Genomic DNA, 22,764 nt, shown 5'->3' with positions numbered 1-22,764 from the left:
CCTTCTCCCTTGGATTAGAGGCCGCTTACGCCGACGTGTCGATCGTCGGTCGGATCGCGATTTCCGAGATGTTCGTGCGGCGCGGCAGGGACAGGATGAAGACGATGGCCTCGCCGATATCGCGCGGCTTCACCGCCCCTTCCTTGCTGACATGGGCCTGAATTGCGGCCCGCCAGTTGGGGTCGGAAATGCTGTCTCCCACCTCCGTTTCGGTGGCGCCGGGCATCAGGGTGGTGACGCGGATGTTCTTGCCGCCGAGCTCCTGGCGCATGCCGTCCGTCATGAAGTTGACCGCGTGCTTGCTGGCCGAATAGGCGCTCGTCATCGGGCCGCCCTTGCGCCCTGCCAGGGAGGAGATGGTGATGATGTCTCCGCCGCCCTGCTCCAGCATGTGCGGCACGGCCGCCGCGCAGGTATAGACGGTGCCCATCAGGTTGATGTCGATGACCTTGCGGTAGATGGCGGTGTCGCAGTTCTCGATGCCGCCCGCTTCCATGATGCCGGCGGAGTTGATGAGGATGTCGATGCTTCCAAGCTGCGCGACCGTTTCCGCCACCGCGCGCCGCGCATCATCCTCCACCGTCATGTCGCCGGGGATCGCAAGAGCCTTTCCGCCCTCGGCCTCTATCCGCGTGACCAGCCCGGACAGGCGCTCGACCCGGCGAGCCGAGAGCGCAACCGTCGCCCCGGCTTCGGCAAGGCACAGCGCTGCGGCTTCCCCGATGCCTGACGAAGCCCCTGTCACGAGCGCGACTTTTCCGGCTAGAGGCTTGGTCATCTGCGGCATTCTCCCGATGCTTGTGCGGCCCTCCTTGTGGGCCGATCGTATGCATTTGCTGATCCCCCAAGACGGTAAGGTCAACCGGGAATGCTGAACACCCGTTCTAATCGCTCCGGCGAGGCACCCGGATGTATCCGAAAGGTCCTAGGCGATCACGAGGACGCTGCGGTGGATGAAGCGCACCAGATCAGCCTGCCCGCGTGCGCCGGTCTTGGCGTAGATACGCTTGGAGTACGTTCGTGCCGATTCGACCGTCAGTCCAAGTTCCGGCGCCGCCTCGCTGATCGACATGCCGCGGCTCAGGGCGAGCGCAAGCCGCGCCTCGCTGGGCGCGAGATCGAAAAGTTGGGCGAGCTGGTCACAGCGATCAGCCGACGACCAGTTGTCCGCATGAAGATAGCCGACGATGGCTGGCGCCGCCTGCGTCGTGCCCATGCGCTGACCGGACGGAACGAGCAGCAGGTCGAGCCAGGGTTCGCGGCCCAGCACCACCGCGCGCGGCCTGGCCTGCGGGTTGATCGCCAGATCCCGAACCGCGCTCACGAGTTGTCGCCGCAACGAGGCATCCCTGGCGGTCAGCCTGCCGTCCTTTGCCCGCGCGATGCTGTCACCCGCCTGCAGAATGCGGGCGCCATGCGGATCGGCGTCCAGCACGCATCCTTCGCCGTCCAGTGTGATCCAGCCAAAATTCATTCGCCGCACCGCCTCGCACGCGACGGCCGCCGTCATGCGCTCCCGTTCCAGCGTTACAAAGCTGCCGAGCGCGGCGCGCATGTACGGCGCCAGCTGTTCAAGCAGCCGGTCCACCTCCGTGCCGAATTCGCCCTTGCGACGCGTGACGGTTATCCACCCGCTTACGCCCGCGTTGTCGCTCATGCGGATCATGCGAAGGTGGTTCATGCCCGAAGGAAGCAGCAGTTGCGTGAGGTAGGCGTCGTGATCGGCTCCGCCGTGCTGAAGCAGCTGCTCCAGCCGGTACGAACGGCCTTCCTCCATTTCGTGGTAAGGCACCGGATCGCGCAGATAGAAGCTCTCGCGGTAATGGCGCGTCACGGGCGGCGGCGAAGGCTGCCCCGAATACAGGTGGATCACACGCGCTTCAGGCGTGCCCAGCGGCAGCGGCCGGAAGACGAGGCTCGCGTAGTCGCCGCCAACGCTTGCGCGCAGCGCATCGAGGAAGCGCCTCCAGGGCGGATCCTGCAGAAGCCCCTCGATCAGAGGAACGATCAACGATTCTCCCGGCATCGTTTCATCCCCAAATGGGAATTTGCTTTCCTCCATGCCTAGACCACCTACCGGGCACCGACAAAGAGGCGGCGCCGCAGGCATCGTTCCCGCGATGCGCCCCCAAGAACCGGAGGGGAAAAGGCCAATGAACGTGCAGCCGGCAGCCTTTCTGCGCACCACCCTGCCGCTGGGCATCGACATGGTCGCGGACTACGATTCGGGCCGCTACCACTCAATCTGGTTGCCAGACCATATGGTCAGCTTTTGGCCCGATTCGATCTGGACGCCGGAATTCACTGATCTCGCCAAGGCCTCGCCAAGCCCCCACCGTCACCTCGACGGAATGGCCGTGGCCGCCGCCGCCGCGGTGCTGACGCGGAAAACGCCGCTCGCCACGACCGTCGTCGATACCGTACGCCGCCATCCCTCCCTCCTGGCGCAGGCGGCCCTGACGATCAGCCACCTGTCCAAGGGGCGCTTCATTCTGGGCCTCGGCTCCGGTGAGCTGGAGAACACGGTTCCTTACGGCTTCGACTTCGCCAAGCCGGTCGGCCGCCTTGAAGAGGCGATCAAGGTGATCAAGCGGCTCTGGCACGCCGACGGCCCGGTCGACTTCGAGGGAGAGTTCTTCCACCTCGAACACGCCCGCATGGACACCGAGTTCTACGATGGAAAGGCGCCCCCGATCTGGCTGGGCGCCGCCGGCCCCCGCATGCTCGGCATCACCGGGCGCGAGGCGGATGGCTGGTGGCCCGCGGGCTCCTACACGCCCGAAGATTACGCCGCGAAGCTCAAGACCATCCTTGATGCAGGCGACGCGGTGGGCCGCGACATGAGCCACTTCACGCCTGCGATCACTCAGATCTGCCTGATCGGCGAGCCGGACGAGATCGACGAGATGCTGCAGGCCCCCATGGTCAAGTCGATCATCCTGATGCTCACCGCCAGGGATCTTGCCCAGTTCGGCCATGAGCACCCGATGGGCCCGGACTGGCGCGGCATCATGGATTTCGATCCGGTCAAGCTGAGCCGGGACGCCATGCTGAAGTTCTGCGCCGACATGAACCCGCAGGCCATCCGCGACATTTTCCCGGTCGGCACGCCCAAGGAGGTCGCCCGCAAGATCAAGGGCTTCGCCGATGCCGGAATGCGCGTCTACAAGCTGATGGAGTATGGCGGCATGGGCGGCATGAAATTCTCGGCCACATCCGCCGCCAAGGTGCGCGAGACCGAGGACGAGATCCAGAAGCTGGTGGAGGGCTGAGGCGTGGCGGAACTCGACGCCGAGGAGCTACTTCAGGAGGCCATGGCAGCCACCGGCCTGTCGGACTGGTCGGACGACGGCTTTGTGGAACGGTTCGGTCTGGCCGTGGCGCACATCAACTCCATCCCGATGGATGACAACGGCCGCCAGGCCGCCGCGCGGAACATCCAGTGGCTGCTTACGGACCGGCTCCGCTTCTTTCAGGACCGCAAGGACTATCCGCTTGCCGACGAGGTGATCGAGCGCCCCATGTTCGCCAGCGGCGAGCCCCGTTCCGGCACCACCCTGATGCACGCGCTCATGTCGGTCGACCCGGATGCACGAGCCTTGCGCTTTGCCGAGGTCATGCATCCCTCGCCGCCGCCCGGTGCCGTGGAAGGCGATGACCCCCGCTACGCGCAGGCCGACACGGAATGGCGCGAAATCAACACGAAGATGGCCAAGTGGCTACACTGCCATCCTTACAACGACATGCTGGGCAACGGCCTGCCGGAGGATGAGCGGACCTGGGCTTTCGACTTCCGCGTCATGACTCCTACCGCCTGGTGGCGTGTGCCGATGCAGAACCTGTCGATGGGACTTCCCACCGATCCGGCAGCGCAGTACCGCATCCACAAGGCGATGCTGCAGGCCTTTCAGTACAAGCGCCCGCCCGCCTACTGGGTGCTGAAGGGGTTTCACACGACCCGACTTGAAGCGTTCTTCGACACCTATCCGGACGCTACGCTCGTGTGGTTGCACCGCGACCCGGTGATGGTGGCGGCCAGTTCCACGATGATGATGTCGGACATCATGGAGGGGATCGTCGGCAGGATCGACCTCAGGCAGGAGGCGCGCGCTCATCTGGAACGGGTGCGCTGGTCGATCGGCAACACCATGAGCAATCCCCTGGTGAACGATCCGCGCATCCACCACGTCCTCTACCACGACTTCGTAGCCGATCCGGTGGAGACGGTACGGGGCTACTACGCGTTCGCCGGTCGCAACTTCGGTGAGCGGCAGGAAACCGCCATGCGCGACTATCTCGCCAACAACCGGGGCGACCGGCACGGGAAGTTCCACTATTCCACACAGGTGCTCGTCGGTGCCGGATACGATATCGACGAGCTTAACGCCGAATTCGCGCCTTTCCGTGAACGGTTCGGCGTACCGATCGAGGTCCGCCGCTGACCATGCACCCGCGCGTCAGCCTGCACCAGGTAGCCCTTGCCCAGGAGCCCACGGCGGCGTTCCTCGAATTCTGCCATGGCGAGGGCATCCAACATTGCACGCTCGTCACTCCGCGTCTGCGGCACGAGGCCGATCGCAAGGCCGCGCGGGAAAGCCCGGTCCGTATCGGCTGCATCAATCACCCCTTCGCGCTCTACCCCGACCTGGAGCGGGACAAGGGGGATGCCGCCAAGGTGCTGCTCGCGGCCATCGACCTTGCCGCCGAACTGAGTGTGCCGTCTATTTATCTGCTCACGGGCGGACGGGGCCGCCTGTCCTGGGAAGAAGCGGCGTCCCGCTTCACCGACCTGCTCGCGCCTTGTCGCGACAGAGCCGAGCGTGCGGACATTGCCCTGCTGGTCGAGAACGCGTCCGCCCTGAACGCTGACATCCATATCGCCCACACCCTGCCGGACACCACGCAACTGGCCCGCACAGCGGGAATAGGCGTGTGCGTGGAGCTCCATGCCTGCTGGCCGGAAGCCAATCTACGCTCCAACCTCGCAGAGGCCTTGCCGCTGACGGGTCTGGTACAAGTGAGCGACTATGTGCTGGGAGACCGCAGCACCCCGTGCCGCGCCGTTCCCGGCGATGGGGCCATGCCCCTCGAACGCATCCTGCGCGACGTTCTGGACCTTGGCTACGCCGGCCTCTTCGACCTTGAACTTATCGGCCCGCGCATCGAGGCCGAAGGCCCGCGCCAGGCGTGCAGACGCGCCGCACACTACCTTTCCGACCTCCTCTACCGGCTGGGAGCCTGACGATGGCCTATGGTGACGGTTCCGACGATGCCCGCCTGCGCGCCGCGTGGAAGAGCTTCTGCAACAGCCTCAAGGATGCGGGGCTCGCAGCCTTCAAGGACGCCAGTCCGGCGAGCCCACTGCAACGCGCGGACGCCTTCCGCTTCCTCACCCAGAACCTCGGACAGGCGTTCGATCTGGCGCTGGAGACGAAGGATCCGGCCTTTCCTCAGATCCACCCCTTCGTCACCCCTACACGCAAGCTCGGCGGCGACGTTGCGGACTTCACGTACCGACAGGCCTGGATTGACGGCAATCACACCTACCGGATCACGGGGCGGAAAGGCACGGCGCGCTGGCTCAACATCACCGTGCAGGGGCCGCGTCCCCTGACCATCCCCGGCACGGACTGGCCTTCGCTGCACGAGCCCTTCGGCGACATCCCGGAGTGCAACATCCTCGGCACCCAGATTGAAGCCGACAGCGACGGGGTTTTCGAGCTGTTCATCGGCGGGCCGGAGCGAAAGGGCAACTGGCTTCCAACCACGTCCGAAAGCCGCAAGCTGTTCATTCGCGAAGCCTTCGACGCGTGGGAGGAGACACCGACGACGATGACGATCGAACGCGTCGGGATGGACAGCCCGCGCCCGCTCCCGACACCGGCCACCATGACGCAGGCGATGGATTGGGCCGGGGACTTCGTGACCGGGCTGATGCGGGACTGGCCGGAGCATTCCTGGCGCACCTCGCGCGGGGTCTGTGATCCCCACGCGCTCAACACCTTCCCTGCCGACAAGACCGCCAACGATGCCTCCGACCTCCACCGGGGTCGCATGGCGGCGCACATGGTCTGGCAGCTGGCTCCCGAGGAGGCGCTCATCGTCGAGATGGATGCCCATCCCGGATTCTGGATCTTCGGAATGGGGGGAGCTTTCGTGGGCTCGATGGATTTCCTCCATCGCCCGGTCAGCTACACGCCCGCCCGAACGCGCATCGATCGCGACGGAGTCGTGCGGCTGGTGCTCGCACATGACGACCCGGGCGTTCACAACTGGCTCGATACGCAGGGCTTCCGCGCCGGTAATCTCACCTATCGCAATCTGCTGACGCAGGACGCAGCCAACTTCCGCACGCAAGTGGTGCCACGTGACAGAATCCTCGCGCATCTGCCTGCAGATACCGCGATGGTCAGCACGGCGGAACGCGAGGACATGCGGCTGGAACGGTATCGCGCCGTCAAGCGGCGCTACGGCATCTGACCTGAAGGGACGGCGCCCAGTGGGATAGCTTCAGGCTTTCACCCGCGCCAGCCGGCGCCGGCCGAAGATGGCCGCGGCCGCCGCACCGAACAGCAGCAGCATCGGCGGCGCGGGAACGGGCGTACCGCCGGAGCTTGTCGAGGTGGACCCGCCCGACGAGGTCGAGGACGATGAGGAACCCGAGCTTGTCGAGGAGGACGACGAACTGGTGCCCCCGAACGAGCTGGACGAAGAGCTGGACGTGGACGAACCGGAGGAGGAACTCGTCGATGAGCCTCCAGACGTTGTTCCACCCGAGGTGTTCTCGTCGTCCCCGCCCGACGAACTGGAGGACGACGAGCTGGAGGAGGACGACGAGGACGAGGAGGAACTGCTCGACGTGGAGATGTTTCCGGAGCTGGTAGACGTAGTGGACGTGATGCCGCCGGTCGTCGTGGTCGACGTCATGCCGCCGGTGCTGGAGCTGGAGCTCGTGGTCGAGGTGACACCGCCGGTGGTCGAGGTGACACCGCCGGTGGTCGTCGACGTGATGACCACGTTGCCCCCGCCACCGCCGCCGCCACCGCCGAAGAAACCGCCGAAAAAGCCGCCGCCGAAGCCACCGAAGCCGCCTCCACCGCCGATCACCGTCGGAGCGCCGCCGCTGCCACCGACGTAGGACGGGGGCGCCGATACCGGCACGTAAGGCGCGGGCGCAGGGACCATGGCCACGGCTACAGGTTCATCTGGCCTGTCGATCCTGCGGGCGCGCTTGAGTTCGGGCGCTGGCTCCTTGCGGATGATACGCTTGGCTGGCCGCTTCGGGGGCTTGGCGACTTTGGCGATCTTCACCTTGCGGTATTCGGTTTTGGCGGCCTGCTTCTCGGCAACGTGAACGGCGCCACCGCCGATGATAGCGCAGCCCGCCGCGCAGGCGGACAATTTCGCCAGGGCCATCCTAACCGACATAAACCATTGCCCTCTTTTTGCGCATGGCGGCTGCGGCTCGCCAAGGAAGCCGCCTCGCCAGGTTGAGAAAAGCAAACGCAGAGAGCGCCCGATGCGGCAACGCGATTTCGAGCAAAACCGCGTCTAAAAAGCAAAATCCTGGTTAATATTCGGCACTGTGGCACGGGTTGTGCCGAAACGGCACTGTCTGGCAGCCGCCGCCCGGCGCAGGCCGTCGGGAGAGGGCCGCTTGGCCCGGAGAGAAATCAGCCGTCCGAGGAATCGAAGAGCCCGCCTTGCGGCCCCACAGGCGGCGTCATCCCGAGGTGCTGCCAGCCACGGTCGTTCAGGCAGCGCCCCCTGGCGGTACGGGCGATCAGGCCGAGCTGGATGAGGTAGGGTTCGATAACCTCCTCGATCGTATCACGCGGCTCGGACAGTCCGGCGGCCAGCGTCTCGACGCCCACCGGGCCGCCCTTGTAGATCTCGGCGATCATCCGGAGATAGCGGCGGTCCTGCGCGTCGAGCCCGATGGAATCCACCTCAAGCCGCGTCAGGGCGTTGTCGGCTATGCCACGGGTGATGACATCGGAGCCCGCAACGTGCGCGAAGTCACGGACGCGGCGCATCAGGCGGCCCGCCACGCGCGGCGTACCACGCGATCGCCGGGCGATTTCAGTCGCCCCGCCCCGGTCCATGCCGATGCCGAGCAACCCGGCCCCGCGCGTCACGACTTTCTCCAGTTCCTCGACCGTGTAGAACTGCAGCCGCACGGGTATCCCGAAGCGATCGCGCAGCGGCGTCTGCAGCAGACCCTGCCGGGTGGTGGCCCCGATCAGGGTGAAGGGCGGAAGGTCGATCCGCACCGAACGGGCCGAGGGCCCTTCGCCGATAATGAGATCGAGGGCACGATCCTCCATCGCGGGATAGAGCACTTCCTCCACCACGGGATTGAGGCGATGGATCTCATCGATGAAAAGGACGTCGCCCTGCTCAAGATTGGTGAGCAACGCGGCGAGGTCGCCCGCCTTGGCAATGACCGGCCCAGAGGTCGCACGGAAGCCGACACCCAGTTCCCGCGCGACGATCTGGGCCAGCGTCGTCTTGCCCAGCCCCGGCGGGCCGAAGAAAAGCACGTGGTCCATCGCTTCGCGCCGCGACTTGGCGGATTCGATGAAGACCTGCAGGTTGTCCTTGGCGGCGGCCTGACCGACGAATTCCGCAAGGCTCTTGGGTCGCAGGGCCGCGTCGACATCCTCGGTCTGGCGGCTGGGGGAGAGAATCGGATTGTCCGTCATGCGACCGGCCGCTTACCCGGCCGCCAGCTTGAGCGCCACGCGCACAAGATCGTTAAGCCCGGCATTCTCCCCGAGTTCATCCACCGCCTTGCCGACGGCGTTAGCGGCGACGACGGGCTTGAAGCCCAGGTTCTGCAGCGCCGAAACGGCATCTGCGCTGAACGAGCCCTGCGGCAAGGCCGCGCTACCCCCAGGCGCACCGGGCGCGACCGGCAGGCCGCCTGCCTTGTCCTTCAGTTCATTGACGATGCGGCTCGCCAGCTTCGGACCCACGCCATTGGCACGCGCGACCATCGCGCTGTCCCCGCCCGCGCAGGCTCGTTGCAATTCCTCCGTCGTCAATGCCGACAGGATGGCCAGCGCCACCTTGGACCCGACGCCCTGAATGGCGGTCAGCATGCGAAACCAGTTCCGCTCCGCCGCCGAGGCGAAGCCGATGAGCCGCTGGTCGGTTTCCGACACCTGCATTTCGGTGTGGATGACGACGCGGTCTCCCCGGATGCCCAGATGGCTCAGAGTCCGGGCCGAGCAATGGACAAGGTAGCCGACGCCGTTGACGTCGATGATCGCCCAGTCGGGGCCAGTGTCGTCTAACAGTCCGGTGAGCTTGGCGATCATGGTTTGTTCCTATGGCATACCGGGAATGGCCACGAAAGAGCGAATTGCGCGCACGGCGGTGACTTGCCGGGCGGCTTGCCGTATCAGGCAGCGATGGGGCGAAAGGGGCAGGACGATTTCCGATCGGGCGACGAGGCACTTTTCACGCCGTCGGTGTGGCGACTGCTCGCCGTGGGAACGGCCGTGGTGGCCGTGCTCCTGCGCGCCCTCGCCTTCTCGCCGCTCGACCAGCATCACGCCGACGAGCTGACGCAGTACTTCGAGCAGGCACACCGCATCGTCACCGGCAGCGGCATCGTTCCGTGGGAGGCGCGGTTCGGCATCCGCAACTCGCTGATCCCGCAGCTGCTTGCCATGCCGATCGCGCTGGGGCGATGGCTTGCCCCCGGTACGATGGCCCCGCTCTACCTGGCGCGCGGCATCTATGCCGCGCTCACCCTGCTGGCACTGCCTGCGGCCTGGCAGCTGGGCGCACTGACCTCGCGCGCGCACGCCTGGATCGCGATGCTCGTCGTGGCCGTGTGGTGGCAGAGCATTCTGTTCTCCGATCTGCTGCTTTCGGAAAGCCTTGCCGCCGCGATACTCCTGCTGGCCGCCGCGCCGCTGCTGGATGAAGGAGCGACGCACCGCCGCATCGCTGCGAGCGCGTGCCTTCTGGGGCTGGGTGTGCTGCTGCGATTTCAGTTCGCCCCTTTCGCCGCGGTTCTGGCCATTCATACGCTGCGGTTGGAGCCTCGCCGTTGGAGACCGCTTCTCGCAGGCGGGCTTGCCGCGGCGGCTGCAGGGGCCGCCAGTGATCTTCTCGCCGGCACGTTGCCGTTCGCATGGATCTTCGCCAACTTCGCGCACAACATCGGGGAAGGACGGGCGGCGCGGTTCGGAACGAGCGGTCCGTTCGAGTACCTTGTCGAATACTACCGACACTTCGGCGCCGCCGCGCTCCTGTTCACGGTCCTTGCCATCGTCCCGGCAGCCAGACGCTACGCTCCGCTTCTCTTTGCCGCAGCGGCGACCATCCTTGCGCACAGCCTTCTGGCGCACAAGGAGTATCGCTTCGTGTGGGTGGCCACCCAGTCGGTAATGATAGTCGCCAGCGTGGGATCGCTCTCGCTGGTGCAGCGCGCGTTCCGCCAGGGCGCGGCGCGCAGCCCGTTCCAGCCGCTGCTGGCGACGGCATCGATCTGGTGCCTGCTCAGCTTCGCCTCCGCCTCAGCGACGGGGGGCTACCGGTCCTTGCGGGGCGGTGGCGGACTGAGCGAATTGGCCATAACTGCGGCGAAGCGCCCGGAGGTGTGCCGCCTGGCGGTGGCGCAGGCATACTACCTCTACGCCGCCCCCTCCATCCTGCCGCGACCGCTCCCGCTCTCGGTCGTGCCAGAGGGCGTCTTGGAAGGGCGGGTGCCACTCCCCGCTTCCATCAGCCGCTCATCAAACGCCCTGCTCATGGGGCACAGCCTGCCGAAAGGCGCAGACGGCTACCGGCGCGTGGCCTGCACCGTGCTGCCGGAGGAAAAGCCCTGCCTCTATGTCCGGCCGGGCACCTGCACGGCAGATCCCGTCTACGATGTGCAGGCGGCGCTCGAACGGGCCGGGCTCTAATCCGGCCGGCGGGCGGTCAGCGGTGGCTGCCGAGCATGTTGGCGTGAGTGATGGCTACGGCGAGGGCATCGGCCGCGTCTTCGCCGGCAAGTTTCACGCCAGGCAGCAGGATCTTGAGCATGGCCTGGACTTGCGCCTTCTCGGCCGCGCCTGTGCCGACGATCGCCTTCTTGATGAGGCGGGTGGAGTATTCCGCCACGGGAAGCCCGGCACGGGCGACCGACAGCATGGCCACGCCGCGCGCCTGCCCCAGCTTCAGCGTCGACTGAGGATTCACGTTAACGAAGACTTCCTCCACCGCGCCCGCATCCGGGCGGTGGTGAAGGATCACGTCGGTCAGCGCCGCGTCCAGTTCCACCAGCCGCTCGGCCATCCCGGCCTTGGCGTTGGTGCGGATCTGCCCGTTCGCCACATGGCTGAGGCGGCTGCCGCTCTTCGCGACGATGCCCCAGCCCGTGCAGGTGAGGCCGGGGTCGATACCGATGAGGATCATCGCGCTAAGAGGCCGTCAGCCGGCATGCCGGAGCCGAAGCCCCGGCTTCCGGCCTGTCAGCCCAGCTTCTCCATGACCTCGTCCGAGATCTCGTAATTGCCCCAGACGGTCTGCACGTCGTCATCGTCCTCAAGGGTGTCGACCAGCTTCATCAGGGTGCTGGCGGTGTCCAGATCGACATCGACCTTGAGGCTCGGCTTCCAGGCCAGCTTTACGCCTTCCGCTTCGCCCAGCACCTTCTCGAGCTCACGCGCGACTTCGTGCAGGTTCTCGACGGAAGTCCAGACTGCGTGGCTGTCGCCGTCGCTTTCGACGTCGTCGGCGCCCGCTTCGATAGCGGCTTCCAGAACCTTGTCCTCGTCACCCACGGTGCCGGGGTACTCGATAAGGCCCAGACGCTCGAAGCCATGGCTGACCGCGCCCGAAGCGCCCAGGTTTCCGCCGTTCTTGGCGAAGGCGGTGCGCACGTTGGTCGCGGTGCGGTTGCGGTTGTCGGTCAGCGCTTCGACAATGATGGCGACGCCATTCGGGCCGTAACCCTCGTAGCGCACTTCCTCGTAGTTCTCGCCGTCGCCCTTGCTCGCCTTCTCGATGGCGCGCTGGATGTTGTCCTTGGGCATGGACTGCGCCTTGGCCGCGTTCACGGCGGCACGCAGGCGCGGGTTCATGTCCGGATCGGGCATGCCCATTTTCGCGGCGACGGTGATTTCGCGCGACAGCTTGGAGAACATCGCCGAGCGCTTCTTATCCTGCGCACCCTTGCGATGCATGATGTTCTTGAATTTGGAATGGCCTGCCATGGGTCCGCTCGCTGACTGCCCGCGATCCTCCTTCTGCAAGGCCGTTCCGCGGGTCCGATGAATGAAGTGGCGCGGGCCTTACAACAGGCGTGCACCAAAGGGCAACCGGAGACCGGCAGCCGTGCCGGTGGAGCCCCATCCGCATTGCGGGCAAGGAACCCGCAAGGCTTTCCAAGGTACAAGGCCCCATGACGACGACACAAAGCGACCCTTCACCCCGGACCGCACCGGCGGTTCTGCCACAGCTGGCCCGCTTCCTGGCGCGGCCGCAGGTGCTCACCCCGATCGGACTGCGCTCGGGCAGCGGGTGGAGGATACTGGCCTCAGTGACCGCGCTTCACCTCGCGGGGATGCTGCTGCTGATACTGCCGCTGCTGACCCTGTGGCAGAAGACGCAGGACTTGCCCCTGCCCGACGCCTTCGGCAAAGTGCCATCACACTGGCTCCTGCCGCTGACGATCCTTGCCGCGCCGGTACTGGAGGAATCCATCTTTCGCGGATGGCAGACGGGCCGCCCCCGCGCGCTGTGGTTGCTCGGCTGCTTCGCGGCTCTTGTCGCCATAGCCGCATTGGCGCCTGGTCTCGACCCGGTCGTGCTGATTGCCACCATCGGGGTGATGGCGGCAGCGGCGGGCGTGGGCTGGTTCCGCCTGCGGAAGCGCAAGGATGCGCCGAAGGTCTATCGCGCCGCCTACCCTATCGTGTTCTGGGTAGTGGCGCTCGCTTTCGCCGCCGTCCACCTCATGAACTATCCGTCGGCATCGCTCCTGTCGTTGCCGATGGTCCTGCCCCAGCTCTGGGCCGCGCTGCTGCTGGGCTTTACCCGCCAGCGCGTGGGCCTTGTCGCCGCCATGCTCCAGCACGGCGCGGCAAACGCGGCCAGCATGGCGCTGGCCCTCGCGGGGAACTGAGGCCACTGTCCCCATCCGGCACCGGATGGGGACAGTGGCTGCCTCAGTCGATGCCCAGAGCCGTCTTGTAGGTATCGAGCAGCATGTCCATTTCGCGGCGATCGTCCGGCTTCATCTTGCGCAGACGCACGATGGCACGCATGATCTTCACGTCGTAGCCGACCGCCTTCGCCTCATTGTAGACGTCGCGGATGTCGTCCGAGATGCCCTTCTTCTCTTCCTCGAGACGCTCGACGCGTTCGATCAGCAGGCGCAGGCGATCGTCGGTGGTTTCGGCCATGGGTTGAATGCTCCGGTGAAGGCTGGTGAATCGGTTGGTGGCGGCTGATAGCCACGCGTGCGGATTCGGGCAAAGCGCTGCCCTGTGGAAATCATGTGGAGGACGCGCCGAGGTTGCCTTCCCATTCCGCCGCCCCTATTCCGCCCCGGCGCCGACCACGTTCGTGCGTCTGCCCGGACGGGCAGTGTCAAGACCGGGACGGCCCGGCGATCCCCCTCGCGAGAAAGGAGATTGTCGTCGTGCCTTGGATTCTACTGTCGATTGCAGGCGCTCTGGAAGTGGTCTGGGCCTTCTCCATGAAGCAATCGCAGGGTTTCACCCGCCTTTGGCCCAGCCTCATCACGCTGATCGCGATGCTCGCGAGCTTTGGCCTTCTTGCCGCCGCGATGCGCTCGCTGCCGTTGGGAACCGCTTATGCGGTCTGGACCGGGATCGGCGCGCTTGGTGCGTTCGTTGTGGGCATCGCGTTCCTGGGCGAATCCGCCAATGCGACACGGCTGCTGGCGGCGGCCCTGATCTTGGGAGGGATCATGCTCATGAAGGCTTCTTCCTGACGGCAGGCCGCCGCGCGCGCCGGGATTCGATCAGTGCGCGCCGCCGTTCTTCGCAAGGCTCTCCTCCATGCGCGCAATCTGCTCGGGCGTCGCCTCGCTCTGATACCTGTCCTTCCACTCGTCGAACGGCATACCGTGGATGACCGCGCGTGCCTGTGCCTTGTCGCCGGCGTAGCCCGCATCGCGGATCCAGTCCGCCAGGCAGTTGCGGCAGAAGCCCGCCAGGCCCATCAGATCGATGTTCTGTGCATCGTGGCGGTGCTGCAGATGGCGCACCAGCCGGCGGAAAGCCGCCGCGGCCACGGCATCGTCAATTGCATCAATGTCATTTTGCCCGTTCATAATCCGCCAATCGTCCTTGGTTTGTAATAAGGCCTTTGCCATATGAGGCGCGGTTTCCGGAAGAGGCAGCAAACTTGGTCAGCACCATTCCCTCGGGCGCGATGCCCTATCGTCGGTCCCCCCATCATCGCGGCATCAAGCGCCAGCGCAAGGTAAAGATACTCGCAACCCTTGGCCCCGCCAGCCGGGACCGCGAGACCATAGCCAAACTGCTCAAGGCCGGCGCGGATGCCTTTCGCGTCAACATGAGCCACGGCGACCACGAAACGCACCGCGAAACGATCGCCAATATTCGCGCGGTGGAAAAGGATCTGGAGCGGCCGATCGCGATCCTGTGCGATCTTCAGGGCCCCAAGCTGCGCGTCGGCCAGTTTGAAGGCGGCAAGGCGTTCATCCACCACGGCTCGCACTTCACCCTCGATCGCGACCCGGCGCCCGGCAACGACGAGCGCGTCTGCCTGCCGCACCCGGAACTCTTCGGTATCCTGCAGAAGGGCCAGCGCCTGCTGATCGACGACGGCAAGCTGCGTCTGGTCGTCATCCGCGCCAGCGAGGACGCCATCCTGTGCAGTGCGGAAGTGGGCGGCCCCATTTCCGACCGCAAGGGCGTGAACATTCCGGACGCGATCGTCCCCGTCCCGGCGCTTACTGAGAAGGACCGGCGGGACCTCGCCTTTGCGGTGGAGCAGAACACCGACTGGATCGGCCTCTCCTTCGTGCAGCGCCCGGAGGACGTGGCCGAAGCACGCCGCCTTTCGGGCGGGCAGAGTGCCATCATGGCGAAGATCGAAAAGCCGGCGGCCGTCGAAAGCCTCGACGAGATCATCGAGCTATCGGACGGCATAATGGTGGCGCGCGGTGACCTTGGCGTCGAACTGCTGCCCGAAGAAGTGCCCCCGATCCAGAAGCACATCATCGAAAAGACGCGCCGTCTCGGCAAGCCGGTGGTCGTCGCTACGCAGATGCTGGAATCGATGATCACGAGCCCCTCGCCCACGCGCGCCGAAGTGTCCGACGTCGCCAACGCCGTCTACGACGGTGCCGACGCCGTCATGCTCTCGGCCGAGACGGCGGCGGGGCAGTGGCCTGTCGAGGCGGTGACCATCATGGACCGCATCGCCATGAAGGTCGAAGCCGACACGACCTATCGCGAGCGTATCCACATCACGAACACACCGCCCGACGCGACCAGCGCGGACGCCCTGTCCGAGGCTTGCGCCCAGATTTCGGACACGCTGACGATTGAAGGCATCATCGTCTTCACGGGTTCGGGTATCTCGGCCCGCCGGGTGGCGCGGGAACGTCCCGCTGCGCCGATGCTGGTGCTCACCCCCTCGCGCAAGACGGCCCGCCGCCTCGCGCTTCTGTGGGGCGCGCACACCGTCATCACCAAGGACATCGGCAGCTTCGAGGAAATGATCGGCAAGGGCAAGCGCATGGCCCTGCGCCATGGCTTCGGCGCGGCCGGGTCTCGCCTGATCACACTGGCGGGCGTCCCCTTCGGCGTACCAGGCTCGACCAACCTGCTGCACATCGTGACGCTTACCGGCAACGAACTCGACACCCCGAGGTGAGAGCCGGCGCGTGCGGGGGAGCATCCCTGCACGCGCCGCCTGTTGCACGTGAAACCTGCGCCCCGTGCGGGAGAGTTCAGGCGGCTTTTTTGCGCGCGCCGAACAGTGCGCTGCCCACGCGCACGTGCGTGGCCCCGAGCAGCACCGCCGTTTCGAAGTCGTCGCTCATGCCCATGCTGAGCTGATCCAGCCCGTTGTCCGCCGCGATTTCGGCAAGCAAGGCGAAGAACGGGGCTGCTTCGATCCCGGCGGGGGGGACGCACATCAGGCCGATGACGGGAATGCCCGCCTCCCGCGCTGAGGCGAGGAGCGCCGGCACTTCCGCAATGGCGCAGCCGCCCTTCTGTTCCTCGTCCCCGATATTCACCTGGATGAAGCACGGCACCTTGCGCCCGGCCTTCTCCATCGCCTTGGCCAGCGCCGTGACCAGCGAGGGCCGATCGAGCCCATGGATGCAGTCGAACAGTTCGACCGCCTCTTCGGCCTTGTTGGACTGCAATTGCCCCACAAGGTGCAGTTTCACATCCGGGAATGCCTCGCGCAGGGCCGGCCACTTGGCCGCGGCTTCCTGAACGCGATTCTCCCCGAAGACGCGGTGCCCGGCCTCCAGGAGCGGCACGATGGCGTCGGCGTCGTGAGTCTTCGAAACGGCGACGAGTTCGATTCCCGCCGGGTCGCGCCCGGCGATCGCGGCGGACTTCGCAATGCGGGAACGGATGTCTTCTAGCTGATCCATGGCGCGCTGCTATAGCGTCCCGGTGAAGAACCGCCAGTCATCCCTACCTCACGTTTGGCTCATCAGCGATGCCCGCAACGATGCGGTGCTGGAGCGGGCCCTGAGCCGTCTGCCGCGCGGGTCGGGCTTCATCTTCCGCCACTATCACCTTCCGGCAGACCGACGCCGCGCGCGCTACCTTCGCCTATGTCGAACCGCCCGGCGTCATGGCCATGCCGTGATCCTCGCCGGTGACACATCTCAGGCCCGGCGCTGGAAAGCCGATGGCGCCTACGCGTCGCCGGCCCGGCTCGGCTCGGCGCCGAACCTGCTGCGGCTGGCAACGGTTCACTCGCTCCGAGAACTCGGAGAGGCCCACCGCGCCGGCGTGGACGCCGTCTTGATCTCACCTGCGTTCCCGACCGCCTCGCACCCCGGCGCACCGACGCTGGGGCCGGTGCGACTGCGCTTGCTGGCCGCCCGGGCGAGAGCGAAGCCTATCGCCCTTGGCGGCATGACCCGCCGCAAGGCGCGCGGCTACAACATCAGCCGCTGGGCCGCGATCGACGGGCTTTCCTGAACCTCTGGCTCAGCGGCCCTGCCACACGGGCCTGCGCTTCTCCGCAAAGGCGCGCGGCCCCTCCTGCGCATCGCGCGAGTTGTAGGCGTGTTCATGCGCCGCACGGGCTGCGGCAAGGGCAGCGCTGCGGCCCATCTCAGTCGAGAGCATCACCGTCTCGCGTGCAGCCTTCACCGAAAGCGGCGCGCCTTCCAGAACGTCCTGCGCCAGCGCAATCGCCTCCTCCAGGACCGCACCCGGTTCGGCAAGCCGGTTCACCAACCCAATCTCGTAAGCGCGCTCGGCGCTGATCGGCTTTCCGGTGAGCACGATTTCCATGAAGATGCGCTGCGGGATCATGTGAATGAGCGGCGCCGCCCAGGGACTGCCGCGCCCCACCTTGACCTCGGTGATCGCGAACTTGGCTGTGGTCGATGCGACGCACAGATCACAAGCCTGCGCGATCATCCAGCCGCCCGCGAAGGCCACGCCGTTCACCGCCGCAATGGTCGGCTTCGACAGTTCCATGGTGTCGTACGGGAGCGCGTACATATCGCGCGGAGGAACGGCCATGCCGGTTTCGACCATCTCCTTCAGATCGCCGCCCGCACAGAACGCCCTTTCGCCACTTCCGGTAAGGATCGCGATCCGCAAGCTATCGTCGCCTTCGAAGCGCGCCCACGCCTCGCGCAGACCCTCCCGCACTTCGCGGGTGAGAGCGTTGCGCTGGTCAGGGCGGTTGATGGTGATGACGGCGATGCCATCCTCACGCGCGTCGAACAGGACCGCGTCTTGCATGTCAGAACCCTCTCCTGGCGATTTCGAAAGCGGTCCGGTCCAGCTCCTCTCGAAAGTCCGGATGCGCGATGGCGACGAGGCGCCGGGCGCGCTCGGCGAGGGCCTGCCCCTTGAGCTGTGCGGCTCCGAACTCCGTAACCACGACATCGACCTCGCTGCGCGCGCTGGTGACCGGGCCGGAAAGCGACGGCACGATCTTGCTGATCGTTCCGCCCTTTGCGGTCGCGGACAGCACCATGAGCGAGGCGCCGCCCGGTGAACGTGCGCCCGCGCGGACGAAGTCCACCTGCCCGCCCGTTCCGCCCAGGTACGCCGAGCCGGACTGCTCGGCGTTGACCTGCCCGGTGAGGTCCACCTCAAGCGCCGAGTTGATGGTGACGAGGCGCGACAATTGCCCAAGCACGCCCGCATCGTGCGTGTAGCTCGTCGGGGTCATGCGGATGGCGGGGTTGCCGTTCGCCCAATCGTACAAGCGCCGTGTCCCGATCAGCGCGCCGTTGATGGAGATGCCGCGGTCAATCTCCTTGCGCGCGTTGGTGAGCACGCCGGCCTCCGCCAGATCCACCAGACCGTCGCCTAACATCCCCGAGTGCACGCCCAGGTCACGGCGGTCGTGCAGCAGGCGCAGGATGGCGTCCGGCACCGCGCCAACCCCGGTCTGGATCACCGATCCGTCTTCGATGAACCCGGCGCAAAGCCGGGCAATCGCCTCGTCGACGGGGCCGATCTTCGCGGGTGCCACCTCGACGGGAGGGCGCGATACCTCCACAGCGACGTCGATGGCGCTGGCGGGAATCATCTCGCCTGCAACGCAAGGAACCTGGTCATTGACTTCGGCGATGACGACGCGCGCCTTGTCCACTGCGGCGCGCACGTAGTCCGAGATGAGCCCGCAGGAGTAATTGCCGGCGCTGTCGGCGGGGCTCACCTGGATCATCGCGACGTCACAGGGAAGGACACCGGCCGTGATCAACGGCGCGACCTGGCTGACATGCACCGGGATCACGTCAAGCGCGTTGGCCTTGGTCATGGCCCGCAGGGCTCCGATCGCGCCCATGGAGGACAGGCGGAAGGCAGAGGCTGTTCCGGGCGTGAAGAGACCGGAGAAGCTGGTGGCGATGAAGGCGTGAAGCCCCCCGATCCCGGCTCCCTGCGCGACAAGCGCCTCCACCAGCGCGGTCGGCTCTCCGCAAGCCTGGCCGAAGACGACGTGGTCGCCTGATCGCAGATACTGCGAGAGATCAAGGTTCTCCAGCGTCGTGCGGATCATTGCCACGGCCCTGCCGTCGGCAGCCCGCCGGCGTTCATAGCCGCCCGGCCTGCCGCAGCAAGCGCTCCGCACGGGCAAGGTACGGACGGTCGAGCATTCCGCCCTTCCAGCCGATTGCGCCTACACCCGGATTGGCCGCGAAGATATCGACGATTTCCTGAGCCTCGGCAATCTCCTGTTCGGTCGGCGTGAAAGCTTCGTTGATGACCGGCACCTGCGCCGGGTGAATGGCCATCATGCCCCGGAAGCCATCACGGCGGACCTTCTCCGCCCGGGCCCGCAGCGCGTCGAGGTTCTTGAAATCGGCGCTGATCGTCTCGATCGCGGTCACGCCGGCCGTCGCCGCACCGAGAACGGTGAGGCTGCGCGCCAGTTCGTACGTGAAGCTGTAGGAGCCATCCTCGTTCCTGTTGGACGACGCACCGATGGAATCCGCCAGATCCTCCGCGCCCCAGGTCAGGGCCACCACACGCGGCGCGCCCTTGTAGCTCCCGGTGTGGAACATGGCCTCGGCCGTTTCGGTGATGAGGACGATGACCGGCGTGGAGCCTTCCTCGATGCCGTTCGCGACTTCCAGCGCGGAAAGGCAGTGGTCCAGCTTCTCCACCTCCGCGCGGCTGTAGACCTTGGGCAGCATGATGCCGCCGGGATGTGCCGGCATGATCGCGGCAAGATCAAGCAAGGTGTGCGGACCGTCGAAGGGATTGATCCGCACCCACAGCCGGTTGCGCTGGGCCGGATTGGCCTTGATGAAGTCATGCACCATGGGGCGAGCCGCCGCCTTGGCGTCCGGCGCCACCGCGTCCTCCAGGTCTATGAGCACGATGTCGGCATCGCCTTCCATCGCCTTGGTCATCTTCTTCTCGCTGTCACCCGGCGCGAAGAGCCATGAGCGGGCGGCAACGGGTTCGTGGGTCACAGGCATGGACGGGTATCCTCAATCCGGTCGTTTGTCGCTGGGGCCGGGCCTTGCAGCAGCGGAGCGTCAAGACAACGCTCAATAGCTCCTTGGCAACTCCAATACCCTCTCGGCGATGTAGTTCATGATCTGGTGCGGGCTGACCGGAGCGATGCGCGGGATCATGACTTCGCGCAAGTAGCGCTCGACATGGTATTCCTGCGCGTAGCCCATCCCACCCATCGACATGACTGCCGTCTGGCAGGCTTCGAAGCCCGCTTCGGCGGCAAGGTACTTGGCGGTGTTCGCCTCGGTGCCGCACTCCAGCCCCTTGTCGAACAGCGTGGCCGCCTTGAACACCATGAGCGACGCGGCCTCCACCTGCATCCAAGCCTTGGCCAGCGGGTGCTGGATACCCTGGTTCTGCCCGATCGGGCGCCCGAACACCACGCGCTCCCGCGCGTAGCGAGCGGCCTTCTGAATCGCGACGCGGCCAAGGCCCGTCGCCTCGGCACCCAGGAGCACGCGCTCCGGGTTCAGGCCTTGGAGGAGGATCTTGAAGCCCTGCCCTTCCTCACCGATGCGGTCTTCCTCCGGAATGAACAGGTCTGAGATGAACAGCATGTTCGAGCCGACCGCGTGGCGCCCCATCTTGGGTATGAGGCGATGCTCCACCGCCTCTCGATCGAGCTTGCAGTAGAACAGCGTCAGGCCGTCCGTCTTCTTCTTCACGTCTTCAAGTGGGGTCGTACGCGCGATCAGGAGCATGCGGTCGGCCACGTGCGCGTTGGTGATCCAGATCTTCTCGCCGCTCACCCTGTAGCCGCCTGGCACACGCTCGGCCCGGGTCTTGAGGCTGGTGGTGTCGAGGCCCGTGTTCGGCTCGGTCACGGCGAAGCACATCTTCTCCTCGCCAGACAGGATCGGCGGGATCATGCGCTGCTGCTGTTCGGGCGTACCGAAAAGGATTACCGGCTCCAGCCCGAACACCGGCCCGTGTATCGCCGAAGCCGCCGTCATGCCGCCCCCGCTTTCGGCGACCGCCTGCATCATCACCGCCGCCTCTGTGATGCCCAGGCCTGCCCCGCCGACCGACTCCGGCATCGCAACACCAAGCCAGCCCGCCTCCGCCATCGACGTGTGGAACTCGAACGGGAATTCGCCGCTGCGATCCTTTTCCAGCCAGTACTCGTCGGAGAACTGCGAACAGTGCTTCAGAACCGCTTCGCGGATATCCAGCTGATCCTGCGTAAGAGAGAAATCCACCTATTTTTCCGCCTTTTCCCGCGTTTCCTCTGAAGAACACGACTAACAGCGCCGCCCGCCTGGCACAACGCAGTTGTTCCGATATTTGCACATTGAACGCAAATGCGCACACGTGTACGTCTCCTGCGGGAGATTGGCATGAGCGAAGCAGTACCGGACGGCGGGCCCCTGAAGGGCATCAGGGTCGTGGACCTGACGAGCGTGGTGTTCGGCCCCTACGCCACGCAGATCATGGCTGACATGGGCGCCGAGGTCATAAAGGTGGAGCCGCCGGAAGGGGACAACACCCGCTGGATCACCACCGGCCCTGTGCCCGGCATGGGCGGGATCTATGTCAACGTGAACCGGGGCAAGCGCGGCGTCATGCTCGACCTTCGCCGCGAGACGGACCGCGAGGCGCTGCGCCGCCTGATCGCGACGGCGGACGTCTTCATCCATTCGATGCGCGGGAGTGCCATCCGCAAGCTCGGCTTCGACTACGAGGCGGTGCGCGCGCTCCGGCCCGACATCATCTACACCAACTGCTACGGCTATTCGCGCCGCGGACCGGAGAGCGATAAGCCGGCTTACGACGACACCATCCAGGCCCAGTGCGGCATCCCCCATGTGCAGGGGCTGATGAACGGGGAGCCCGGCTTCGTCGCCACGATCATGGCGGACAAGGTGGCCGGACTCCACGCGCTCTATGCGACCATGATGGCACTGTTCCACCGTGAGCGCACAGGCGAAGGCCAGGAAGTCGAAGTCACGATGTTCGAGGCCATGTCCTCGTTCATGCTGGTGGAGCACGCCAATGGCGCCATGTTCTCGCCGCCCACCACACCGGCCCACTATCACCGCGCGGTCGAGCCCAATCGTCGTCCCTACCGGACGAAGGACGGGTATGTCGCCGCGCTCGTATACAACGACAAGCACTGGAACGCCTTCGTCGGCGCCGTGACCCCCCCCTGGGCGAGCGAGGAGTTCGCCACCCTCGCCCAGCGAGCAAAGCAGATCGGGCGCGTCTACGGCTTGCTGGGCGAGACGTTCCTTACCCGCACCACGCAGGAATGGCTCGACACACTGCAGAGCCTCCACATCCCCTGCTCGCGGCTGCACGCCACCGACGACCTGTTCGAGAACGAGCACCTGAACGCCATCGGCTTCTTCGAGGAGGTCGATACTCCGCAAGGCCCGGTGCGCTTCCCCGGTGTGCCCACGTGGTTCTCGAAGACTCCGGGCCGGGTACGTGGCCCGGCACCGATGCTGGGCCAGGACAACGAACAGATCCTCGCGAGCGTCGCCCCGGCGATAGCGCACGAGCCGGACTGAACACTGCTGTTGATTTCACCTGACAGCATCCAGACGCTTGAGCTAACCAGCTGTTCAAAGCGACCCAAGAG

Annotated in this window: 24 protein-coding genes; 11 read left to right on the top strand and 13 right to left on the bottom strand. The window is 66.0% G+C overall.

Translation table 11 applies throughout. The annotated features are described in order from the left end of the window. Positions 1 to 25: 25 nt before the first annotated feature. Both QOL62_RS06310 and QOL62_RS06305 read right to left on the bottom strand, forming a co-directional pair. On the bottom strand, positions 26 to 778 hold the full coding sequence (locus tag QOL62_RS06310; RefSeq protein WP_346770670.1) for an SDR family oxidoreductase: 753 nt from the start codon (positions 776 to 778) through the stop codon (positions 26 to 28). 147 nt (positions 779 to 925) lie between these two features. Next, on the bottom strand, positions 926 to 2,011 hold the full coding sequence (locus QOL62_RS06305; protein ID WP_283405629.1) for a helix-turn-helix transcriptional regulator: 1,086 nt from the start codon (positions 2,009 to 2,011) through the stop codon (positions 926 to 928). Positions 2,012 to 2,153: 142 nt separating this feature from the next. On the opposite strand from QOL62_RS06305, the gene QOL62_RS06300 reads away from it, so the two are divergent. From QOL62_RS06300 to QOL62_RS06280, 5 genes are all read left to right on the top strand, one after another. Then, a complete protein-coding gene (locus QOL62_RS06300; RefSeq protein WP_283405628.1) occupies positions 2,154 to 3,272 on the top strand; it encodes an LLM class flavin-dependent oxidoreductase in 1,119 nt (372 codons plus the stop codon). A gap of 3 nt (positions 3,273 to 3,275) precedes the next feature. Further along, a complete protein-coding gene (locus tag QOL62_RS06295; RefSeq protein ID WP_283405627.1) occupies positions 3,276 to 4,442 on the top strand; it encodes a sulfotransferase family protein in 1,167 nt (388 codons plus the stop codon). 2 nt (positions 4,443 to 4,444) lie between these two features. Next, positions 4,445 to 5,242: a sugar phosphate isomerase/epimerase family protein gene (locus tag QOL62_RS06290; RefSeq protein WP_283405626.1), complete on the top strand. Its 798-nt coding sequence runs from the start codon at positions 4,445 to 4,447 to the stop codon at positions 5,240 to 5,242. A gap of 2 nt (positions 5,243 to 5,244) precedes the next feature. Continuing rightward, positions 5,245 to 6,480 (top strand): hypothetical protein, encoded by a 1,236-nt coding sequence (locus tag QOL62_RS06285; RefSeq protein ID WP_283405625.1) that lies wholly within the window; start codon positions 5,245 to 5,247, stop codon positions 6,478 to 6,480. Between the two features lie 67 nt (positions 6,481 to 6,547). Next, entirely contained in the window at positions 6,548 to 7,138 is a 591-nt protein-coding gene (locus QOL62_RS06280; RefSeq protein WP_283405624.1) for a hypothetical protein, read from the top strand. Between the two features lie 535 nt (positions 7,139 to 7,673). Here the strand turns inward: QOL62_RS06280 and ruvB are convergent. Then, positions 7,674 to 8,705: a Holliday junction branch migration DNA helicase RuvB gene (gene ruvB / locus QOL62_RS06275; protein WP_103730747.1), complete on the bottom strand. Its 1,032-nt coding sequence runs from the start codon at positions 8,703 to 8,705 to the stop codon at positions 7,674 to 7,676. Positions 8,706 to 8,717: 12 nt separating this feature from the next. Then, the gene (ruvA, locus tag QOL62_RS06270) at positions 8,718 to 9,323 is read right to left on the bottom strand and encodes a Holliday junction branch migration protein RuvA (RefSeq protein ID WP_103730748.1); all 606 of its coding nucleotides are present in this window, start codon (positions 9,321 to 9,323) and stop codon (positions 8,718 to 8,720) included. Between the two features lie 75 nt (positions 9,324 to 9,398). Between ruvA and QOL62_RS06265 the strand changes: the two genes are divergently transcribed. After that, complete coding sequence (locus QOL62_RS06265) at positions 9,399 to 10,922, top strand: glycosyltransferase family protein (RefSeq protein ID WP_283405623.1); 1,524 nt, start codon at positions 9,399 to 9,401, stop codon at positions 10,920 to 10,922. Positions 10,923 to 10,938: 16 nt separating this feature from the next. On the opposite strand, the gene ruvC is transcribed toward QOL62_RS06265, so the two are convergent. Next, positions 10,939 to 11,415 carry a crossover junction endodeoxyribonuclease RuvC gene (gene ruvC, locus QOL62_RS06260; RefSeq protein WP_103730749.1) on the bottom strand — a complete coding sequence of 159 codons (477 nt, stop codon included), beginning with the start codon at positions 11,413 to 11,415 and terminating at the stop codon, positions 10,939 to 10,941. Positions 11,416 to 11,471: 56 nt separating this feature from the next. Continuing rightward, the gene (locus QOL62_RS06255; RefSeq protein WP_283405622.1) at positions 11,472 to 12,215 is read right to left on the bottom strand and encodes a YebC/PmpR family DNA-binding transcriptional regulator; all 744 of its coding nucleotides are present in this window, start codon (positions 12,213 to 12,215) and stop codon (positions 11,472 to 11,474) included. Between the two features lie 188 nt (positions 12,216 to 12,403). Here QOL62_RS06255 and QOL62_RS06250 point away from each other — a divergent pair, with 188 nt between their 5' ends. Beyond that, a complete protein-coding gene (locus QOL62_RS06250; RefSeq protein WP_283405621.1) occupies positions 12,404 to 13,126 on the top strand; it encodes a CPBP family glutamic-type intramembrane protease in 723 nt (240 codons plus the stop codon). Positions 13,127 to 13,169: 43 nt separating this feature from the next. On the opposite strand, the gene QOL62_RS06245 is transcribed toward QOL62_RS06250, so the two are convergent. Continuing rightward, positions 13,170 to 13,406, bottom strand: coding sequence for a DUF2312 domain-containing protein (locus tag QOL62_RS06245; RefSeq protein WP_103730752.1), 237 nt, complete (start codon positions 13,404 to 13,406; stop codon positions 13,170 to 13,172). A gap of 239 nt (positions 13,407 to 13,645) precedes the next feature. Between QOL62_RS06245 and sugE the strand changes: the two genes are divergently transcribed. Then, positions 13,646 to 13,960 (top strand): quaternary ammonium compound efflux SMR transporter SugE, encoded by a 315-nt coding sequence (sugE, locus tag QOL62_RS06240; protein WP_103730753.1) that lies wholly within the window; start codon positions 13,646 to 13,648, stop codon positions 13,958 to 13,960. Between the two features lie 30 nt (positions 13,961 to 13,990). Here sugE and QOL62_RS06235 read toward each other — a convergent pair whose 3' ends face one another. Beyond that, a complete protein-coding gene (locus QOL62_RS06235) occupies positions 13,991 to 14,302 on the bottom strand; it encodes a DUF1244 domain-containing protein (RefSeq protein ID WP_103730754.1) in 312 nt (103 codons plus the stop codon). Between the two features lie 101 nt (positions 14,303 to 14,403). Here QOL62_RS06235 and pyk point away from each other — a divergent pair, with 101 nt between their 5' ends. Then, positions 14,404 to 15,876 (top strand): pyruvate kinase, encoded by a 1,473-nt coding sequence (gene pyk, locus QOL62_RS06230; protein WP_283405809.1) that lies wholly within the window; start codon positions 14,404 to 14,406, stop codon positions 15,874 to 15,876. Between the two features lie 76 nt (positions 15,877 to 15,952). Here pyk and QOL62_RS06225 read toward each other — a convergent pair whose 3' ends face one another. After that, positions 15,953 to 16,612 carry a YggS family pyridoxal phosphate-dependent enzyme gene (locus QOL62_RS06225; protein ID WP_283405620.1) on the bottom strand — a complete coding sequence of 220 codons (660 nt, stop codon included), beginning with the start codon at positions 16,610 to 16,612 and terminating at the stop codon, positions 15,953 to 15,955. Here QOL62_RS06225 and QOL62_RS06220 point away from each other — a divergent pair. Further along, positions 16,611 to 17,171, top strand: coding sequence for a thiamine phosphate synthase (locus QOL62_RS06220; RefSeq protein ID WP_103730756.1), 561 nt, complete (start codon positions 16,611 to 16,613; stop codon positions 17,169 to 17,171). The two genes, QOL62_RS06225 and QOL62_RS06220, sit on opposite strands and share 2 nt — an antisense overlap. A gap of 9 nt (positions 17,172 to 17,180) precedes the next feature. On the opposite strand, the gene QOL62_RS06215 is transcribed toward QOL62_RS06220, so the two are convergent. The 4 genes from QOL62_RS06215 to QOL62_RS06200 form a co-directional block, all read right to left on the bottom strand. Next, entirely contained in the window at positions 17,181 to 17,948 is a 768-nt protein-coding gene (locus QOL62_RS06215; RefSeq protein ID WP_283405619.1) for an enoyl-CoA hydratase/isomerase family protein, read from the bottom strand. Between the two features lies 1 nt (position 17,949). Then, entirely contained in the window at positions 17,950 to 19,218 is a 1,269-nt protein-coding gene (locus tag QOL62_RS06210; RefSeq protein WP_283405618.1) for an acetyl-CoA hydrolase/transferase family protein, read from the bottom strand. A 34-nt stretch (positions 19,219 to 19,252) separates the two neighbouring features. Beyond that, positions 19,253 to 20,143, bottom strand: a complete 891-nt coding sequence (locus QOL62_RS06205; RefSeq protein WP_103730759.1) for an HpcH/HpaI aldolase/citrate lyase family protein — start codon at positions 20,141 to 20,143, stop codon at positions 19,253 to 19,255. Between the two features lie 72 nt (positions 20,144 to 20,215). After that, positions 20,216 to 21,382 carry an acyl-CoA dehydrogenase family protein gene (locus QOL62_RS06200; protein ID WP_283405617.1) on the bottom strand — a complete coding sequence of 389 codons (1,167 nt, stop codon included), beginning with the start codon at positions 21,380 to 21,382 and terminating at the stop codon, positions 20,216 to 20,218. Positions 21,383 to 21,520: 138 nt separating this feature from the next. Between QOL62_RS06200 and QOL62_RS06195 the strand changes: the two genes are divergently transcribed. Continuing rightward, entirely contained in the window at positions 21,521 to 22,693 is a 1,173-nt protein-coding gene (locus tag QOL62_RS06195; protein WP_283405616.1) for a CaiB/BaiF CoA transferase family protein, read from the top strand. The last annotated feature ends 71 nt before the right edge of the window (positions 22,694 to 22,764 follow it).

Source organism: Novosphingobium panipatense (assembly GCF_900182875.1).
Taxonomy (GTDB): domain Bacteria; phylum Pseudomonadota; class Alphaproteobacteria; order Sphingomonadales; family Sphingomonadaceae; genus Novosphingobium; species Novosphingobium panipatense.
This window is presented reverse-complemented; position numbering and strand designations above follow the sequence as displayed.

Bases quoted from the DNA above. Each gene is read 5' to 3' on its own strand.
- QOL62_RS06285 (WP_283405625.1), top strand. From the start codon at position 5,245: ATGGCCTATGGTGACGGTTCCGACGATGCCCGCCTGCGCGCCGCGTGG.
- ruvC (WP_103730749.1), bottom strand. From the start codon at position 11,415: ATGATCCTCATCGGTATCGACCCCGGCCTCACCTGCACGGGCTGGGGC.
- QOL62_RS06245 (WP_103730752.1), bottom strand. From the start codon at position 13,406: ATGGCCGAAACCACCGACGATCGCCTGCGCCTGCTGATCGAACGCGTC.
- QOL62_RS06250 (WP_283405621.1), top strand. From the start codon at position 12,404: ATGACGACGACACAAAGCGACCCTTCACCCCGGACCGCACCGGCGGTT.
- QOL62_RS06205 (WP_103730759.1), bottom strand. From the start codon at position 20,143: ATGCCTGTGACCCACGAACCCGTTGCCGCCCGCTCATGGCTCTTCGCG.
- QOL62_RS06215 (WP_283405619.1), bottom strand. From the start codon at position 17,948: ATGCAAGACGCGGTCCTGTTCGACGCGCGTGAGGATGGCATCGCCGTC.
- QOL62_RS06280 (WP_283405624.1), top strand. From the start codon at position 6,548: ATGGCCGCGGCCGCCGCACCGAACAGCAGCAGCATCGGCGGCGCGGGA.
- QOL62_RS06220 (WP_103730756.1), top strand. From the start codon at position 16,611: ATGGCGCGCTGCTATAGCGTCCCGGTGAAGAACCGCCAGTCATCCCTA.
- QOL62_RS06290 (WP_283405626.1), top strand. From the start codon at position 4,445: ATGCACCCGCGCGTCAGCCTGCACCAGGTAGCCCTTGCCCAGGAGCCC.
- QOL62_RS06225 (WP_283405620.1), bottom strand. From the start codon at position 16,612: ATGGATCAGCTAGAAGACATCCGTTCCCGCATTGCGAAGTCCGCCGCG.
- QOL62_RS06310 (WP_346770670.1), bottom strand. From the start codon at position 778: ATGACCAAGCCTCTAGCCGGAAAAGTCGCGCTCGTGACAGGGGCTTCG.
- ruvB (WP_103730747.1), bottom strand. From the start codon at position 8,705: ATGACGGACAATCCGATTCTCTCCCCCAGCCGCCAGACCGAGGATGTC.
- QOL62_RS06300 (WP_283405628.1), top strand. From the start codon at position 2,154: ATGAACGTGCAGCCGGCAGCCTTTCTGCGCACCACCCTGCCGCTGGGC.
- pyk (WP_283405809.1), top strand. From the start codon at position 14,404: ATGCCCTATCGTCGGTCCCCCCATCATCGCGGCATCAAGCGCCAGCGC.
- QOL62_RS06210 (WP_283405618.1), bottom strand. From the start codon at position 19,218: ATGATCCGCACGACGCTGGAGAACCTTGATCTCTCGCAGTATCTGCGA.
- QOL62_RS06255 (WP_283405622.1), bottom strand. From the start codon at position 12,215: ATGGCAGGCCATTCCAAATTCAAGAACATCATGCATCGCAAGGGTGCG.
- QOL62_RS06195 (WP_283405616.1), top strand. From the start codon at position 21,521: ATGAGCGAAGCAGTACCGGACGGCGGGCCCCTGAAGGGCATCAGGGTC.
- ruvA (WP_103730748.1), bottom strand. From the start codon at position 9,323: ATGATCGCCAAGCTCACCGGACTGTTAGACGACACTGGCCCCGACTGG.
- QOL62_RS06235 (WP_103730754.1), bottom strand. From the start codon at position 14,302: ATGAACGGGCAAAATGACATTGATGCAATTGACGATGCCGTGGCCGCG.